This is a genomic window from Gordonia sp. Swx-4, assembly GCF_030316175.1.
GTDB lineage: Bacteria > Actinomycetota > Actinomycetes > Mycobacteriales > Mycobacteriaceae > Gordonia > Gordonia alkanivorans.
The window spans coordinates 979,350-998,102 of sequence record NZ_CP128197.1; the positions used below are offsets into that span (position 1 = coordinate 979,350).

9 protein-coding genes are annotated in these 18,753 nt (G+C 63.1%); 2 read left to right on the forward strand and 7 right to left on the reverse strand.

What is annotated here, in order from left to right; translation table 11 throughout:
• Positions 1-3: 3 nt before the first annotated feature.
• The 5 genes from pglZ to PWF70_RS04565 are packed head-to-tail and all read right to left on the reverse strand — an operon-like array spanning position 4 to position 10,683.
• Positions 4-2,496: a BREX-1 system phosphatase PglZ type A gene (gene pglZ / locus PWF70_RS04545; RefSeq protein ID WP_042377467.1), complete on the reverse strand. Its 2,493-nt coding sequence runs from the start codon at positions 2,494-2,496 to the stop codon at positions 4-6.
• Positions 2,489-5,974, reverse strand: coding sequence for a BREX-1 system adenine-specific DNA-methyltransferase PglX (gene pglX / locus PWF70_RS04550; RefSeq protein ID WP_042377469.1), 3,486 nt, complete (start codon positions 5,972-5,974; stop codon positions 2,489-2,491). The genes pglZ and pglX overlap by 8 nt, the downstream gene beginning before the upstream one ends.
• Positions 5,974-9,459 carry a BREX system P-loop protein BrxC gene (brxC, locus tag PWF70_RS04555; protein ID WP_286352855.1) on the reverse strand — a complete coding sequence of 1,162 codons (3,486 nt, stop codon included), beginning with the start codon at positions 9,457-9,459 and terminating at the stop codon, positions 5,974-5,976. Before brxC ends, pglX begins: the two co-directional genes overlap by 1 nt.
• 4 nt (positions 9,460-9,463) lie before the next feature.
• On the reverse strand, positions 9,464-10,075 hold the full coding sequence (locus PWF70_RS04560; RefSeq protein ID WP_042377475.1) for a DUF1788 domain-containing protein: 612 nt from the start codon (positions 10,073-10,075) through the stop codon (positions 9,464-9,466).
• Positions 10,075-10,683 carry a DUF1819 family protein gene (locus tag PWF70_RS04565; RefSeq protein ID WP_042377476.1) on the reverse strand — a complete coding sequence of 203 codons (609 nt, stop codon included), beginning with the start codon at positions 10,681-10,683 and terminating at the stop codon, positions 10,075-10,077. Before PWF70_RS04565 ends, PWF70_RS04560 begins: the two co-directional genes overlap by 1 nt.
• 250 nt (positions 10,684-10,933) lie before the next feature.
• Between PWF70_RS04565 and PWF70_RS04570 the strand changes: the two genes are divergently transcribed.
• A complete protein-coding gene (locus PWF70_RS04570) occupies positions 10,934-13,744 on the forward strand; it encodes a PD-(D/E)XK nuclease family protein (RefSeq protein ID WP_042377477.1) in 2,811 nt (936 codons plus the stop codon).
• A 1-nt stretch (position 13,745) separates the two neighbouring features.
• Positions 13,746-16,988 carry a UvrD-helicase domain-containing protein gene (locus tag PWF70_RS04575; RefSeq protein ID WP_286352856.1) on the forward strand — a complete coding sequence of 1,081 codons (3,243 nt, stop codon included), beginning with the start codon at positions 13,746-13,748 and terminating at the stop codon, positions 16,986-16,988.
• Between the two features lie 4 nt (positions 16,989-16,992).
• Here the strand turns inward: PWF70_RS04575 and PWF70_RS04580 are convergent, their stop codons facing one another.
• Positions 16,993-18,090, reverse strand: coding sequence for a hypothetical protein (locus tag PWF70_RS04580; RefSeq protein ID WP_286352857.1), 1,098 nt, complete (start codon positions 18,088-18,090; stop codon positions 16,993-16,995).
• Positions 18,090-18,713 carry a DUF8548 family protein gene (locus PWF70_RS04585; RefSeq protein WP_052362802.1) on the reverse strand — a complete coding sequence of 208 codons (624 nt, stop codon included), beginning with the start codon at positions 18,711-18,713 and terminating at the stop codon, positions 18,090-18,092. Before PWF70_RS04585 ends, PWF70_RS04580 begins: the two co-directional genes overlap by 1 nt.
• Positions 18,714-18,753: the final 40 nt, after the last annotated feature.

The following is an 18,753-nucleotide window of genomic DNA, read 5'->3' on the forward strand; positions in this document are numbered from 1 at the left end:
CTCCTAGAAGTCGAAGTCAGCAGTGAACGACCGATTGATCTTGTAATGCCCCTTTGAGAACGACTTCCACTGCGTCGTGTTTGCGATCGGCTCTTCGAGCCGCAACTCGACGGGTCGGTTGTTGTACTGGTCGGCGTCCTGGGTCAGGTAGAGCACGGCCTTCTGGTATCGATCGCGTTGGTCGTCGGATGCACTGTCGAAGGCGAGGACAGGCTGGTCGGAGACCAGCGTGTCGCCGACATAGAGGCCGAGCCGGACCTGGCGCGGTTGGATCTTGTCCGTAACTGCCTCGCGCTGCAGCAGCTTGACCGCGAGCTGGCCTGTGGTGATCTTGTCGGTTTCTTGCATGAGGTCGACGTTCACCGGACGAACGTCGCTCTTGCGCTTCTTGTTGACCGTGATCACTGGGACGACGACCTCCTGCAAAGATGCACCGCCATGGACGTAGCGGGTGCCAGCGCCGGGTTGCGGGATGCGGTGGATCGACTTGGGGATCTGGATGTCAAGGTCACCCACGAGTCCAGCCTCGGCCGAGGTGAACGTCATGAAGGAGGGGGACGGCTTTAGCGACCGGCCGAGCACATAGCGACGAGTGGTCTTGGTGACCGCGTCGCCCTGGGGAGTCTCGGAGACGTAGTACGCCTGCTCCAAGGGGATGTCCTGATACAGGAATCCGTGGTCAGCGGTGATCAGAATGTTCGTCGCGTTTGCGTTGGTCCATTTCTTCACGAGTTGGAGCAATTCGCGGAGCGTCTCCTCGGCGGCTTCGAAGACGGTCCGCTCGGTCGAGGCCTTGTCACCAGCGGCGTCGATGCGGTCGTGGTAGACGTAGAGGATCTGGTGCTTCTTGTACAGCTCTCGGAGTTCGGTTCCCTGCATTGCCAAGACCTCTTCCGCAGTGACGGCATGCCCCTTGACCACCTGCAGGATCTTGTCGCGGTTCGCCGTTCCGTTGGTCGGCTTCCCGTCCGCAAGAACCGGAAGACCTGTGGGGTTGAGTTCGAGACTCGAGTGCGGGAGCAGTGATGCCATGCCGAGCTGCGTGTAGCTCGGCAGCGAGCCGAGTAGGGCCGATAGCGAGGCGTCGAATCGGTCCTCGCTGCGGATCGTAGAAGCGAGTTGCTCGGCGATTTCGTAGCGCATGCCGTCGGAGATGATGACGACCGCTTTGGTGCGTCCGTCTTTGACGAGCGGAGCGACATAGCGGTCGAAGAACTTCGTTTGTGACGCGAGGGTGGTGGACTTCCACTCGCTCATCGACTCGAGAGCCTGCTGCCAAAGCCCGCCGAAGTGGTAGAGGTACGTGTTGGCGTACTGCTTGTCGACCTCGGCCTTGAGTGTTCCGAGCGGCTGCTGGAAGTCGGCGGTTTGGTGGGCGTAGGTGAATCGGCGGTAGTGCTGGTCGATGCGGAACCAGTCGGACTGATAGTTCTCCAGACCGAAGGCGACCGTGGCAATTGCGTTCGGGAGCGCAGCGATCGCGGCGAGTAACTCTGAGGCGCTATGAATGGCTTCATAGAGCTTCGCGTACTTGGCGCTCCACAAGCTGTGCTGGCGCTGCCGAACGATGTCGGCGACCTCTCGGTGCGTCACCGACTTGGTGGCCACGGCGGCGGCGAGGTCCACGATCACCTTACGGTCGATTTCCTCGAAGATCGTGATCGCGGCAAGCTCCCGGAAGTCGCGGTTCTCGACCTTCGACTGCACCCCGAGCGCGTTGGCGGCGTGGGATGCAAGCGTCGTCATCACGCCCTGGGTACGAACGTCGTAGCGGAGGGCGTTGAAATCGCTTCGGATGTTGCGGAACTCGTCAGGCGTGGTCGACGCGAAATCCTCAATGGCGCGACTGAACATCCAGAGGACGAAGTCGTCGATCGTCGGCGTCGTGTTCGAGTACCTATAGATACTGGCGAGCCCGTCCCAGAAGAACAGATCGAGGCCGAAGGTGACGAGATCGTCGAACTTTGCGCTCTTCCCGGCGGCGTTCTCGACAAGGAGTTCGCGCACGATGTCGGTCAGCTGATGTCCGGATGCGTTGACGAGCACCTGGCACATCTTGGCGCGGAGCCGGGCGTCGTCGTCTCCGTCGTTCAGGAGCTTCTCCAGTGCCTGCTTTCGGTTGTTCGCGGTAAAGAACTCCTGGTGCTGCTCGATCACCGACGCTATGGCCGGGTCGTTGAGGCCGAGCTCCTGCTGAAGAATAGAGGTCTTGTCGGCTGTGAAGACTCCGTACGCGAGTTCAAGGTCGAGCAGCCAGTTCGCGGTTCCGCGAGGGATGTCGCCGGAGCGGTAGACGAGGTGCTTGCTGACGTGGTCGGCCAGAATCGTGTTCTTGACACCGAATTCGTTGCCCTCGACGCGGATGACATTTACGGCTCCAAGATCGAGTGCGTTCAGGTCACCGACGAACTCACGGGCGGGGTCGTGCCAGAACACGACCCGCTGAGAGGCGAGTCGGCGCTGGACGGCGTCCTGGACCGAGGTCAGATCAGTCACTCGCAGCCTCCAAGCCCGGGATCTTCTTGAGTGCAACGCCGAACTTCGGGTAGTTCGCCTTGACGCCATCATCGAGGTCGATCTCGACGTTCTCGGACGCCTTCGGGAAAAGCGTGTCGTGCTCATACTCGTTCAGCTCGACGAGGATCTTACGAAGTCGATCCGCCTCCTTCGCGTTCCCGTCGCGCTCGGATTGCTGGAGAGCCGACTCCAGTTTGGTCACGTACTCCCTCAGGTAGGTCAGTACCGTCGAGACCGTTGAGGGTGTGTAGCGATGCATATAGATCAAGGCGTTAAACGAGCCCTTAGGGCTGGAGAACAGCCAGTAAATTGGACGCTTCTTATACCGCTGAACGTGGTCCTTGTAGAAGGACTTTACGAAGTAAGCGCGCAGATTCTTCACACCGAGCGACTCTATGACGAACCGCAGGTTCTCCTCGAAGTAATGCTCGCCGAACGCTACGCGTAGGAACTGGCGGAACAATTGGACGATGTCGTCCTCGAACCAGTCGCCGTCCACGATCGGGATGACATTATCGGCGTCAGGCCTGAACGTCGGCGATGGCACCTTCGCAAGGTAGTCATTCAACGTCGCGCCTTGGTCAGCTAGAATTAGACCTTGCTCGTCGAGGCTGTACCGGCCGAACATGCAACCTACGGCGTATGATACCAGGTCGAGGGCAGCTGTTCTCTCGAATGCCCGGCGCGCGTCCTCCTCACCCTCAAGGTTCTCGAATCGGAACCACGGATTATTGATCAGAGAAACACGGCCGCGTGCCACCGTCGAGGAGACCTCGTTGTGGAGTCCGTACGCTATTGCGACGACCTCATTTAGCTGTGACTCGGTCCTCTGAGTTTCATCTGTCAGGGCGAACCACTCATCGAACTCGCTAGTCACCAAGCGGTCAATTGATCGCTCATCGCGCCGCGCAATCCAACCAAGTGCTTGGAACCCCATTGCTGTCTCGCGGGAGTTCCAGTCCCTCTGTGCGATCTCAACAAGTCGGGAGACCAGTGGTTCTAGCGATTCGGCCAAATCTATGTCGATCGGAACCTTAGCGATCGAGCCCACCTCGTAGTGGATCGTTGGGGCCAGAACCTCCAGTGCTTTCGACGCAACGGCTGAGTTCAGGATGCCTAGTGACGCCAGACGAGCCCGTTCGCTTCCGAACAAACTCTGTCCGACATGCCCGAAGATCACACCCGGATCGACCGCGCGGAAGGCTGGTGCCCCGGAGCTCACATTTGACCAAGTAACAGCTGGCTGGAAATAGTAGTCCAGATTTTGAGGACGTGCCCGAACGCGCCCATTCTCGCCGATCGTGGTCCGTATTTCGTGCCCGTCGCGCTCCCAATTCACGACATGCTCGATGTTGCCGTACCAACGCCGGAAAGCACCGCCCTTGTTGAAAGGGAACCACTTAAACCCGGAGGTCGCGGCCACTGCACGGCCGGGAAGCCCTATGCCGCACTTGTTCGCAGCGATTTCGTGCCAGTACCTCAGAAACCGAGCATCGTTGGCAGTAGCGAGTCCCTGCTTAGGGGTAGCCACCTTGGACAAGGGCGGTAGATTCTCGAACGTTGCAAGGAACGCTTCGCTTAGCCAATAGCAAACAGGAGCTCCGGGCACCGCAAGGAAAGCCTCCTGGTCTGCGCGATACGAACCGTAGTTCGCGTTTAGAAACAGACGGCGAATTGTCTCGACCGACCTTACGTCCACATGCTCTTCGAAGAGCCGTCGATAAACACCGTGATGGCCCCGGGCATGCGGCGAGTTACGTGAGACGAATGCGACTGATCCGAAATCCGCGCCAAAAATCCCTCGGCCGAGATGCAGTAACGACTCGATGCTTTGCGTGCGTAGGAGGAAACGCCGCAAGCGCTCGAACGAGGTCAGGAACATCCACGAAGGTAGGTTGATCATTCCCCAATAGCCACCACCCGACGTAAACGAAGCGGCTCGCTCCATGAACGCGGTCATCAAGTCTGCCTTGCCCAGGGGGTAATTCTCGGTCAGCCAATTAGACAAGCCATCGCTGATATTGTTTGACCCCATGTAAGGCGGGTTCGTCACAACGGCCGAATAGCCTCCCGCAAGATACGTTGCCTGTTTGACCACCCTATGTGCCCGTTCGATCGAGTAGGCCTTGAGCATGTCTCCGCCATCTGCAAGATCCCCCAGGTGGCGGTCCAGTCGAGCAGTCAAATCACGATCGGGCTGGATGAGGGCACCACGTGTGTTGGCCTCGGTAAACTGGTTCCAGAATGCTTCCTCGGCGTCCCGGTCGCCGTCGTTGGTAACGAGGAAGTCCAGCTCGTCGATCCTGAAGGAGATCGGTTCGAGCACGCAGATGTTCGGCTCGACCGAGTTCTTCAGAAACAGTTTGCGTTTGGCTGCGGCTTTCATGGTCAGGGCGAATGCGGCTAGGGCGCCGGCGCGGGGGTCGATCTCGGTGCCGTAGAGATTGTTGGTGAGGATCAGGCTCGGGATCTGAGACGGCGTGTAGCCCTCCTCTTCGTAAATGGCGTAGAGGAGGTCGAAGGCGTAGGTAAGCATGTGGCCGGAGCCGCAAGCTGGGTCGATGATCTTGAGTTCCTCAGGTTTGGTGATCTTGAGGAAGTCGGTCTCCTCGTCGACCGGTGCAATGTAGTAGTCCATCTGGTCAACGAGACGGGACTCGGGGTGGTTGAGCATCCACAGGCGGCCCAGGGAGTTTTCGACGAGGTAGCGGACGATCCAGTGCGGGGTGAAGAGCTGGGTGGCGGCGGGGATCTCGTCGGCGCCCGCCTTTTTGTTCTTCTTGAACCCAGCGAAGACCTCGTCCTTACGTTCGGAGATGTAGAACTGGTAGAGCCAGCCGATGACCTCGACGTCGTGGCACACCTCCTCGGTGAGCACTTTGACCGAGCGGCTCAGGACAGAATCTTCGGCAAGCAGATTGGCGGGGATGAGTAGCTCGGTAAAGTCGCCTGCGCGCTCGAACATAAACGGCATGGCCCTGTTCCAGTGGCGGCAGTAGTCCGCAAGTAGGAGGGCGTATGCCTCGGCTTGGGCGTCGACGCCGGCTCGCGGCTGGCGGGTTCCACTCAGCAGTCCTGTAACCGTTGCTGAATTTGTGCCCCTGACCACGCCGCTGTCGATCTGTCCGCGTTTTGCTGCGGCGAGGACTTCGGGCTGCCCGATCTGATCGGCTGCGGGTGAGACCACACCAATACCGGTATATCCGTTGGCATCCATAAAACGCAGGGCAATGATGCGGTTGAACCAGGTGTAGGCCACCTTGTCGGCTACGTGTGCCTTACCCTTGTCGCCACCGCCGGCTGCGGCGATGGCTCGTTCGAGCGCAGCGATCGCTCGTGGCTGTTCGACGCGCTCGGGTGACCCCTGGGCGAGCACCGCGGTGATCCGCGCACCGACTTCGCGGATGAGTTCCGTGCGTGCCGAGGTGGCGAAGGATTTGAGCGGTCCGGTGTCCATCAGAGAGTGATTTTCTTTCCGTCGTCGAGGGTGGCGAGGAGCGCGGTGCGCAGCGCGGCGAGGTAGTTGTCGACATCGGCTTCGGATTCGAGCACACCGGTGACACCCGGGGCGCTGATCGTCTTGACCGAGACCATCGGCGATGGTGGGGGATCGTCGTCGCCCCTGCCCTGCTGCGACTCATACAGCCGGCTCAGCAGCGCTGGATAGTCGTCCTGCTCGAAGGTGGAGCGTGTCTGGAGGATCAGCGCTACCTCGGTCTCGTCGACTAGACGAGCGAGGATCTGGTCGATTTGCTGGATCACGCTCTCCTGCGTGGCCGGGATGGCGTTGGCGTAGTGCGCGCTGGCGAGGATCTCGGTCTTGCGTTCCTCTATCGCGGCTGTGACTTGGGCGCGCTTGTCGGCGACGGTGTCGTCGATCTGCCCTCGCAGGGTGTCGGTGGCGGCCTTGAGCTGGTTCATCTTGTTGCCGCGGAAGGCGTTGGCATCGGCGAGCAGCGCTTCAACAGCGTGGGCGCTGCCCGCGGGGAGATAGCTGAGATTGCCGGTGCTGGCGTTCAGGAGCGATTGCGCCTCGTCGAAGATCTTGGCCTGTTGGCCGTTGAGGAAGGACCTGATGGGGTCGATCAGGTCTTCCTTGGCCTCGAGTAGTTCGTCGGCCTTGTCGAAGTCGTTGAGGTACCAGTCGACAGGCTTCCCTACGACCTCGTCGAGCAGGTTGACGACAGGAGCGAGTTGGCTGACAAATGGGTACCGGCTACCCGACACGAGGGCATTGAGCTCGTCCCGCCTGGACGCGATCTTGTCCTTGCCGAACCGAGCCAACTCGGTAGGGTCACTCGGTACGGCTCCCTCGTCGAAGAAGTCGGTGCAGAACCTCTTGAACGCGGCGACTTTCGTCTGGTCGTATGCTTTCTGCGGTGTGACGACGACGTGCTGGTGCTTACCGGTGTTGCGGATCAGGGTTGCTGCCTCGGTGCGAACGACCGGGTTGGTGTCGACGCCCAGTGCTACCTTGCCGTTTCCGACGAGCCATCCCAACACGACCTCGATGGATCCGAGGTCCCAGCCGTAGGGTTTGGTCTCGAAGCGGTCGACGATTTTCTTGATCGTCACCTGTTCGCCCAGGCCCGTTTGGGTGATGATCCAGGACTCCATCTCGGTGCTTGGCGAGGTGAGCGCGCTGGGCGTCGCAGGGTCGAACAAACCCTTGTCGGGCTCGACCGCGCCGGCAACCTGCTGCTCGGGAAAGGTCTTCCCGCCGAGCAATCCGAGGCTGGTGTACGTGCGGCTGACGAGTTCCTGGAATCCGTCGGTTACGCGGGTGACGGCGTCCTGGGAGGAGGAGGAGGTGACTTCGGTGCCGTTGATGATCAACTGTGCTTTGCCGACGGCCTGTCGTAGGCGCTCGATGAGGTCCTTCTCGCGGTCGGAGTTGAGTACTTGTTTGGACTGGAGGATCGCCTGCATCGACGGTGTGGCACCGGAGGTGGTGCGTTGCTTGGTGTACTTCTCTGTCTTGAGCAGCAGCCGCAGGTCAGCGAGGAGTCGCTTGTCGCGGCCAAGGAAGACCCGCAGCTCGTCCCTACCCATGCTCTGCGCAGCGATCTCGGCATCGGTGTAGCTCGTCTCGGGCGTGATGAAGTGGACGGTCAGCTCACGCTGATTGCCCTGCACGATGTCGTCGAGCTTGTAGCCAAACGGGAAATCCTGACCGTTCTTGGCGTACCTGAGCTTATTGGTCTTGAGAATGTCCGACGACAGGTACCGGAAGAGCTTGCTGGCGACCTCCGAGGAGTCGATGTCAACGGCCTTGATCTCCTTCTCGATCTCCTGTTCCTCGTTGGTGAGATACTCGTAGACGTTGCCGTTTCGCTGGACGTAGGACTGCGCCTCCAGTAGGTTGAGCGCCGCCTGCACCTGTTTACCCAGCCCAGTGAGATCAAGCCCGAAACGGTCGTAGACGAGCACAGTCAGATTGCGTGGCGTGGCCTTGAAGGTGTCAACATACTTGACCAGGAACAGCGCCTTGAGAAGGCGATTAGCGAGGATCGTGACATCGGACCCCGGGTCCGGCAGGTGCTTCTCGGCCTGGAGGATCGCGCTCTGGGCAGCCGACTTCAGCGCGGCGCTGATACCCGCAAACATCTCGTCAAAAGTCGCAAGGTAGCCCACCTGCTGGTCACCAATACGCTTGGCAACCTCCTGAACCACCCCGAGCATCGAGCGCTCACCCACCGAGCTGTTCCTGCCCTCGAACATATTGTGGTCCGACAGACCCTCAATCGCGGCCTGAAACATCGGGATCTGGTAAGTGACGAACGGGTAGGCGTTGATAAAGCGAGCTTCGTCAATATAGTTGCGGTACGTCTTCGCGCCGTCGACGAAGTTGAAGATCGTCGGGAAATTTTCGGCTTCTTTGGAGTAAATCAATGTGAGAGCGGCAGCGCCCGCGTCGTTCTTCTCCAACAGACGCTTGCTGATGACCTCCTCGACATCCTGGCTCGTCAGCTTCACCTTGGTGCTGAAGCGAGCCTGAATCTTCGAGAAATCGTTGCCCTGCTGTTTGGTGCGGTCGCCGAGGACCTTGTCCATGTCCTCCTGCGAGGTAACGAACACCCACGACTGTCCCTTGCACTTGGTATTGAGGGATTCGGCGATCGTCTGCAGATTGAGCATCAGCTTCACGTCATCGGCGATGAACTGCCCGACCTCATCGACGAAGAAGTTGAGCCGGAAACCCGGTTCCTGCTTGTCGATCCACGCCTTGACCGACGTAGCGAAATCCTCGATCGAGACGGCATAAGACTTCTGATACTGCGCAATGATCCCCGGGTTCGCCTGACCGTTGACCTCAGCAAACGCCTTGTCGACGTTGTGACCCTCCAGGGCGGTCTGCTCACGTCCCTGCGACCAGTCGATCCCGGCGTGCTTGGCAAAGGCGGCCTTGAATGCCTCGTACTGGCCGCGCTTGTCGAGGTCCTCCTCAAACCGGGCGACAGCACCATCGTTGCCGAAGTAGCCGCGGCTTTCGTCGAAGACCTTGACGAAGACCTTGAGCAGGGCATCGGTCTGGTCCTTGGCGATGAGAGTCGCCTTCTGGTCGATGTTGAACAGCAGGCTCTTAGCCGGGATCGCGGCGGCCTTCTTGAGCGAGGCGATGAGCATCGCGTCGTCGGTTTTACCGAGGAAGCTCTCGCTCACCTTCTCCCGCGGCAACGCCTGGCCCTCGACGTCACCGAGGAGATGGGCGAGCATCTTGAGCAGATGGGACTTACCGGAGCCGAAGAAGCCGGAGATCCACACACCGTTGGCGTTCGTGTAGTTGGTGTACTCCTCGAGCAGCGGCGCGACACCTTTCGCGGCGTCGTTGGTGAAAACGTACTCCTCGACCTCGATGCCCAGGTGGTCGACATCGTCGGCTTTGACGACGCCCTCAATCGAGCGGGTGACGTCCTTGAGGAAGATCTCATTGAGTTTCATCGGGTCATGCTTCCTGGTCGAGGATGCGCTTGGCGCGGTAGAAAGAGTCGTCCTTGAGCTGGCCGAACAGGACCAGCGCTGAGCCTTGCGTAGCCGACACCTCGTACCGTCCCGGGAAGAACATCAGCATCGGCTTATCGGAGACGACAGTCTGCAAGTTGTTGAGGACCGTGTGGGAACGCACAAACGGGAACACCTCGCCGATGCCGGTGAGAAAAAGGATCTGGAACGACTCGGCTGCAATGCGCTCCTTGATGGCCGGGGCAAGGTGCATCTGCGGGTCGAGCATGTTCTGGAGCATCTTGAGGAAGTCGGGCTTTTCCATCGTCGGCTCAGCAGCGAGGACGCGCTCCCACACGTTGCGCTTCTTCAGGAGCTCGACGCACAGGTCGTAGAGGTTGATCTCAAGAACCTTGATGCCCAGCTCGGTGTCGAGCTTGGTCTTGATGCGCTTCTTGGCCTGGGCGACGTCGAGTGCCCACGCCGGGTCGTAGTCGTAGATAAAGTGGGCCACCTCGTTGCCGAGACCCTCCATCCTCAGAAAGCGTTCGCTGCTGAGCACCTTGAACAGGTGCTCCTCTTGCTGAGCCAATGTGGGTTGGGCGTGCAGGGGCATCAGGCCTCCCTCGTCGGGAAAAAGCGGATGTCGCTTGGGGTGTGCTGCGTGAGAAACTCGGCGACGCGGGTGGAGAGAAGCACGGGCTCGATTGTGCCCTTTGTCGTCAGTAGTCCTGCCTCGACCATCATCTTGAAGAGCACCTGCCGGAGCTTCTTGTACGAGAGGTCTGTGACCTCGCTCAGTTCGTCGTGCCACATGGCTTTGGCGCGGTAGAACGAGTCGTAGTCCCCGTAAGAGACGGTGCCCGCCAAGGTGAGGAAACGCTCACGGAGGACTTCCTCGGCGAACTCACCGATGAGGTCGTAGCGCCGGCAGGCGGCTGCCCACATGAGGTGGCCGCGCTCGGTGGCTGTGAGATCGGCGAGCGCCTCGATCTCTCGGTCGGAGAGCGCCGACAGGCGCTTGACGGTTTCCCGCACGCGACGGACACCCGTGCTGTGGGTTCGTGTCTGCAGGAGGTTCCCATCGACGGCAACGTCGCGGACCTTCGCCCAGTCGCGATGTTCGGCGTACACGGGTGCCAAGACAGCGGCCTCGCGCTCTAGGAGGCCACCGGTCGTGAACGACAGAGCGTAGCGCGACGATGCTGCCGAGCTGCTGCTCACGGGACACCTCCTTTGTAAGGGTGAGTTGATCAGGGTACGCAAGTTGGTCAGGATACTTCGGCCCTCTGACAGTTCGGGCCTCATGGCGCGCGATGGTCAAGAGCCGTTCTTGTCATCGTGCACTGGCGCGCGAGGCGAACTATGCTCACGCGCTAGAACAGGAGTCTCTAGCTCTCGTGATCTCGGCGCCGGCCGACGGTGATTCTGTAGGTCTGGTCACGATGTCACACCCACCCGGCATGATGGCCCCATGCCCACCGTGATGGACCAGTTGGCGGAGGCGGTGTCCCGCGCCAAGTCCGGCTCACCGCTGACCCAGGTCACTGTCATCGTGCCGAGCCACGGCTCCGGCCGGGACGTCCTGCACCACCTGGCGCGGACGCAGGGGGTGGCCAACACCGGCGTCCTCACACTTGCGCAGTTGGTGGACAAGCTCGCCGCCCCCGCGCTCGCGCCTCGCCGACCGTTGCCGTATCCGCTCCTGGAGGCGGCGGTCCAGCGAGTTCTCGCCGACGCGCCGGGTGTCTTCGCCGACGTTGCCGACGAGCCCATTACGTCAGAGGCTCTCGCGAGCGCAGCCTGGGAACTCACCGGGATCGCCGAACCTACGATGCCGTCGCCGACGCCCCTCGTCGCCGACCTGCTGCGCATCCATCGCGCCACTACAGAGCGTTTGACCAGCGCCTATTACCTCCAGCACGAGGCGTATTCGGCCGCCGCCGAACGACTCGACGATCTCGGGGCGGTGATCGTCCATCACCCGGCCGCTCACACGCCCGCCGAGCAAGCCCTTCTCAGGGAGCTCCAGCGCCGAGGCGAGACCATCGAAGCGATCACTCATGTCTCACCCACCCAGGTCATCCACACCTCCGACGCCGACGATGAGATCCGCGCTGTCGTCCGGCTGGTCCGCAAACACCTCGCCACCGGGGTGCCCGGCCACCGCATCGGCATCTTCTACGGCACCGACGACCCCTACCTTCCGCTGCTCCACGAGCACCTCACCGCCGGCCACATCGCGTTCACCGGACCCGAATGCCACACCCTCGTCGACCGTCCCACCGGTCGCGCACTACTCGGATTGCTGGCACTCGACCACGACGCCATGCCCCGTCGGGAACTGTTCACCCTCCTCGCCGAAGGCGCCCTCCGACGCCCCGAACTCGACGACACGCCGATCACGCAGCCCCAACTCGAACGCCTCACGCGCAGCGACGAACCCATCGTCGGCGGCGCCGACTGGGAGCGCCTCACCCGCGTCGGAGCGCACGAGAAGCACCACACCAGGGCCGCGGCCGTCCACTCCTACGTCCGTCGGCTGCAGGCCGACCTGCGCGCTCTCGTCGCCGCGCCGGACTGGGCGACCGTCGCCGAACATCTGAACACCCTGCTCGACACCTACTTTCGCACGCCGACCCGCGAGACAGCGGCCGCCGACCTCGCCGCGATCCGTGCCGACTGCGCGGGAATCGCCCTGATGGACGGCATCGCACCGCAACCCACCGCGGCGCGGGTGCTCGACGCGGTCTCGATCCGGCTGAACGCGCACCGAGGCATACACGGGACGTCGGGTGCAGGCGTGACGGTCGCACCGATCTCATCGGGCATCGGCCGCGACCTGGACGTGTGCGTCGTCGTCGGTGCCGCCGAAGGCATCGTGCCCACACCCCGCCGCGACGACCCGCTTCTCCCGCCGAAACTGATCGGCGTCACCGTCCGCGATCACATGGAACGCCAACGCCTCGTCTTCGCCGGCGCCGTGAGTGCCAGCCGCGCCGAACGGGTCGTCACCTTCCCGCGCGGCAACCTTCGCGGCGGCGCCGAGAAGGTACCGTCCCGCTGGCTACTCCCGGCGCTGGCCGACCTCGCCGGGCGCGACGTCGACGTCGTCAACTGGCAACGCGCGACGGAGAATTCGCCGCAGATCGTCGCAGTCGACTCCTTCGACGTCGCCGCCCAACGCGCCGACGAGCGCATCGGCGCCTCCGCCGCCTCCGACACCGAATGGCGCCTCCGAGAGCTCGCCGCAGTCCCCGCCGACAGTCGTCGCGGCGCGCTCGACGATCCGATCATCAACCGCGGCATGCACATGCGCAGCGACCGCCTCAACGGCCGCTTCACCCGGTTCAACGGCAACCTGTCGTCGGTCAGCGAACTCATCACCACCTTCGATCAGCCGGTGTCGCCGACCGGCCTCGAACTGTGGGTGCAGAGCCCCTATCAGTACTTCCTCGAACACATCCTGCGCCTGCGTGCCCTCGACGACCCCGACGAGATCGCCCAGATCGACGCATCGACGCGGGGGACCCTGATCCACACCATCCTCGAGCGGTACGTCCGTGAGACGATGGACGGCGCGCAGCTCGACCTCGCCCGCCTACGGATTGTTGCCGCAGAAGTTCTCGACGAGGCGCAGGCCAACAGTCCGGGCTGGCTCGAACAGCTGTGGGCCAAGGACCGCGGCACCATCATGCGCGACCTGGACGAATGGTTCACCCACGACCACGCCGACGCCGCCGACGGCTGGCAGCCGACGCACGCAGAGGCGGACTTCGGTCTCGACGCGCAAGGCAGTCACGAGGTCTCGCTGGAACTGGGCGAAAGCAGGATTCGCTTCCGCGGGCAGATCGACCGCATCGACCGCCACCACAGTGGACGCATCCGCGTCACCGACTACAAGACCGGCAAGGCCGACAAGTACAAGGACCTCGCCGAAAGCACACCCACCAACTCGGGTCTGCAATTCCAGCTCCCCGTCTACGGCCTGTTCGCCCGCACCTTCGGCGCCGACGTCGAAGCCCGATACTGGTTCATCACCAGCAAAGGCAAGTTCGCCTCGGTCGGCTACCCCGTCACCGACGACGTCGTCGCCACCCTCATCGACGACATGACGCTCGTGCACAAGTCGATCCGGGCCGGCTACTTCCCGCCCAAGATCGAAGACACCCACTGGGACCTGCCCGTCATCGACCTCCTCGGACGTGCCGGGCTGCGACGCGCCTGGGCCGCACTGGAACACGTCGACGAACTGTCCGACTACGTGCAGAAGTACGGAGGCTGAGATGACCGCAGCACAACTCGCCGACCAGGCCGCGCGCGATCGCATCACCACCGACACCGACGCCACCCTGTTCGTCGAAGCCGGCGCCGGCAGCGGCAAGACTCATTCGCTGGTCGGCCGCATCTGTCACCTCGTGCTGCACGACGGCATCGAACTCGACGCCGTCGCCGCCATCACCTTCACCGAAAAGGCCGCGGCCGAACTCCGTGAACGCGTGCGTGTCGAACTCGCCACACACGACACTGACCGTGCGCGAGCCGCTCTCGAACAGATCGACACCGCAGCCATCGGCACGCTGCACGCGTTCGCGGCCCGCATCATCGGCGAGCATCCTCTCGAAGCCGGTGTGCCACCGCGCATCGCGGTCGTCGACGCCATGGGCTCCCAGCTGTCCTTCGAACGCCGCTGGCGTCGCATGCGCACCCGACTGTTCACCGACGACGCCCCACCCATGCTGGTCGACGCCATGGGCATCGTGATGGCCGCCGGCGCATCGCTCGATCAGATGCGCACACTCGCCGATGCGCTGGACCGCAACTGGGATCGCCTGACCCTCGACGACAACCCGCAGGGCATCGCACCCGCCGACATCGACCGCATCCTCTGGGAGACCGACGCCATCATCGACAAGCTCGACGATTGTCTCGATCCGGAGGACAAGCTCGCGGTCAAACTCGAGGAACTGCGCGAATGGCGGATCCTGGTTGCCGCGGAACGTGATTCCTTCGGATGGGTTCCGATGGTGGACCTGTGCCCGAAGCTCGGCAACGTGGGCCGGGGGTCCGCGTGGCGCGGTGGTGTGGCGCAGTGCAAGGAGATCAAAGCCGCCGCCAAGGCGCTGCGCGAGGAGATCTGCTCCGACGTGGTCGGCACCTACGTCGACGGCGCGGTGCGCGTGGTGGTCCGCCACCTGTCGGAGATCGTCCTCGACGAGGCGCGCGACCGGCAGCGCAGCGGACAGCTCGAATTCCACGACCTGCTCGTCCTGGCCCGCGACGTACTCGGGAAGCCGGAGGTCGCCGCGGCCGCCCATCAGCGCTACCAGCGCGTCCTCCTCGACGAGTTCCAGGACACCGATCCGCTGCAACTCACGCTGGCACAACGCATCGTCGCCGGCCGAGACGAAGCGGGTCGGCTCTTCACCGTCGGCGACCCGAAACAATCCATCTACCGTTTCCGCCGCGCCGACATCGCGGCATACATGTCTGCGCGGGATCGCACTCCGCCGGCCGACGTCGTACAGCTGACCACCAACTTCCGGTCCACGCGACCCGTCCTCGACTGGGTCAACGCCGTTTTCGGCCGGCTCATCGTCGCCGAGCATCACGTGCAGCCCGAGTACACGCCGCTCGACCCGGCCCCGGGCCGACCCCGCTGGGACCTCTCCTGGGGACCGAAGCCGTTCGTCTTCCCCGACACCGAGGAACCCGTCCACGACGAGGACGCACTCTCGCCCGCCGAAGCCCTCCGCGCACGCGAGTCGCGCGACGTCGCGAGGATCATCGCCACCGCTGTCGAGAACGGCTGGCGCAAGGAGACATTCGACGGCGATGCGTACCAGCATGTCCCATTGCGCTGGAAGGACATCTGCATCCTCATCCCGTCGCGGGCGGTACTGCCGTTCCTGGAGAAGAGCCTTGACGCCGCGGGCATCGAGTTCCGTTCGGAGGCATCGAGTCTGGTGTACTCGACGCAAGAGGTGCACGACCTCCTCGTCACCTGTCGCGCACTTGCGAACACCGCCGACGAGGCCGCCCTCGTCGCCGCCCTGCGTACCCCGCTGTTCGGCTGCGGCGACGACGACCTGCTCCGCTGGAAGGCCGCCGACGGCCGATGGAGCATCTACGCCGATGCGCCCACCGAGGAACTGGTCGGATCGCCGGTGGCGGCCGCATGTGCATACCTGAAGGCTCTGTCTTCGGAACTGGGGGACCTGAACCCGGGCGCACTGCTGAGCCGCCTGGCCATCGATCGTCGGGTGTTCGAGGTGTCCATGGACTCGCCCCGTCACCGCGACGTCTGGCGGCGGCTCCGCTTCGTCATCGACCAGGCCCGCGCCTGGTACGCCGAAGATCGTGGGTCGCTGCGCGACTACATCGACTGGGCCGCCACCCAGGCCGACGAGAACGCGCGTGTCGCCGAGACCGTACTCCCCGAGATCGGCGTCGACGCCGTGCGCATCATGACCATCCACGCCGCCAAGGGATTGCAGTTCCCGATGGTCGTCGTCGCCGGCATGAGCGGCGGATTCCGCACGCAGCCCGAGCCGCTGCTATGGGACGAGGACGAGAAGCTGCAGGCATGTGCGTCGAAGAACGTGACCTCGAAAGGTTATGCGGCAGCAGCAAAGACCGAGAAAGCGCACGCCGAGGCGGAGAAGAAGCGCCTGTTGTACGTCGCCTGCACGCGCGCCGAGAGTCACCTCGCGGTCTCCGGATACGTCGGGAAGAACGCATCCTGGGGAGCCGCGCTCGCACCCGCGCTGGAGGGCCTGCCCAACGACGTTCCGGAGCTCGTCGAACCGGTCAGGCGCGACGACGAAGCGATCGCCCAGCACGAACGACAGGCCTGGATCGACTGGTCGGCAGAGACCGCCGCGATCGAGACCGCCTCGACGCTCCGGGCCTCCTACTCGGCGACGCGGATCGTCCACGGCGTCGATGACGCCGAAACAGTTGTGCTGCAGGGGTACCGGGATTCTGGACGGCTGACAGCGCCGGTAGCCGAACAGATTCCGGTCGGCACCGCGAGCCCCGACAGCGGCGCGACGCTGGGTACCGCCCTGCACGCGCTCCTCGAACAGGTCGCCCTGGGTACCGCCGTCGACGACGGATTCGACGAGACCGCTCGGCGCGCGGCCGCACTCGCCGGCGTCGTCGACGTGGATCATTTCGTGGCGCTGGCTCGGTCGGCGTTGCAGTCGGCACCTGTTCAGCGGGCTGCCGTCCGCGAGCACTGGCAGGAAATGCAGCTCGCCGGTTCCGGGCCCGACGGAGTCACCGTGGTCGAGGGCATCGCGGACCTGGTGTATCGCGACGACGACGGTTCGTTGGTCATCGTCGACTACAAGACCGACGTCGGGGTTTCCGCCGACACCCTCGAGGCGTACTGGGCGCAACTCGCGATCTACGCCGATCTGTTGCGAAATGCGACTGGGGAGAAAGTGTCTCGGCTGGAGCTGGTGTTCTGTCGGCCCGGGCAGGCGACCGTCGTCGAACGAGGTCTGCGCCTGGCAGGACGCTGAGAACCTACCTGTCGTCAGACGGCTGCTGGGTCTCCCACGTATGGGGCTCCGCAGACCTCACCGTCGGCGGGTCGACCAGGTAGATACGCCCGTCCTGCCCGACGAGCTCGTGGTGGATCGCGTCGCCCCAGGCGGCGGCGTGGGGTCCCGGCCCTCGCCGCGCATACCGCCCGATGACGACCCGACCGGGCTCGCCTGTGCGTGAGTACGGGCGGTAGACCCCCTCGGGGATCGGCGCGATGCGGGCTCGAACCACCACATCGTCGTCGAATTCTGCAGGCAACGGCTGGTAACCATCGTCGTCATCGGTCCACTCGTACTCGCATGAGTCGCAGCGATACTCGAAGGTCACTGGGTCAGATATGACGCAACCGGCGAGGAGGGTTCCCGGTCCCGGTGGTCCCGCAGGGAATCCCCGGTCCACCTGGCAGGTGCGTATCGCCGAACAGCGTGGGCACAACGGTCGGAAACCGAACATGAGGTCGTCGGAGCTCGGCGCGAGTGGACGATGAAGCAGGTCGTGGCAGGTGAGGCACACGACGATCGGGCCGTAACCGAAGAACTCCAACTCCTGGGTGTCGACGAGCACGTGATTCTCGAGGACCGGTGCCTCGTCCGCCCACTCCCCGCAGCATGCACACCGGGAGTACGGTTCGACAGGTTCAGAGTGAGCAACGCATCCCCGCTCGTCCAACTCACGCCAGGGTGTCGGAGACTTCTCCTCGGCCGAGATCGCCGCGATCAACCGTTCGCCCGACGCCGTGTCGAGGGTGGCTGGGGCGCTCGGTAGGGGAGTGCCGATCCGGCGTTCGACAGCGGCGACCGAGAGCCCGTGGTCGAACGGCCCGAGATACTGGTCGTACGAGTCCGGATCCGATGAGTCGTGATGAGTTGTCTCCACCACGATTACGGCCGGCGAGGGGCTGTCCGTCGTCACGACGACGAACAGATCTCCCGCGGCCCAGCGCGCGGGAAACGTGAACCCGAGATCGTCGAGGTCCAGATCGTCGTCGGGGTTGTAGTAGAAATCGACGGCCTGCCGCCACGGCGCCACGCCGACGAGGTGGACGCGTCGCTCTTCGGATTGTCCTGGGACGGGCATCAGCCGAGGTTCTTGCGCGCGTACTCCCACACGGCGTGATCCAGCGCGGTGGCGCTGACATCACGCATCGTCGCGACTGTGGCTAGAAGTTCACGGGCTTCCTCAGTCCGCACGGGTCGCGCCAGCGCCCTCTCCACGAAGCGGACAATCCACGTGTCTGCCTTGACATCAGCCTCACCGAGTAACATCCCGAAGTATGACCACGTCACCGATCCGCAGCCCTTGACTGATAGGTAAGCGTTCTTCTGCTCTTTCGAATTGGTGAAGTCACTCGCGTGACGAAGTCCAACGGCAGTGAGTGCTTTCGCGGCGTCGATGACGATCTCGCCCTTGAGGCGCCCGCTCGCTTGCGCAGAATTGTTGACCGTCCTCACGAACTCCACTGGATCTGCAGCGGCGAGAGCTTCCAGATCGTCGATCTTCGCGGTGCGGTCGTCGCGCGACCGCCACCGGTTGACGACCGCGCGGACGCCTGTTCTGGGACCGCCATACCTGGCTTGAATGGAGAACACCGCGTCAATCAGGGCCGCCTCGATCTCACCCGGCCATCCCCCTGGCCAGGTATGAAAGTCGTCGCCGAGCGCAGTCTTGATGTATTCGTCCAGTGTGGCTGCTTCGTCCACTTCGAGCTCCTCCGCTCTCTAGTCGGTCAGTTCCGAAACC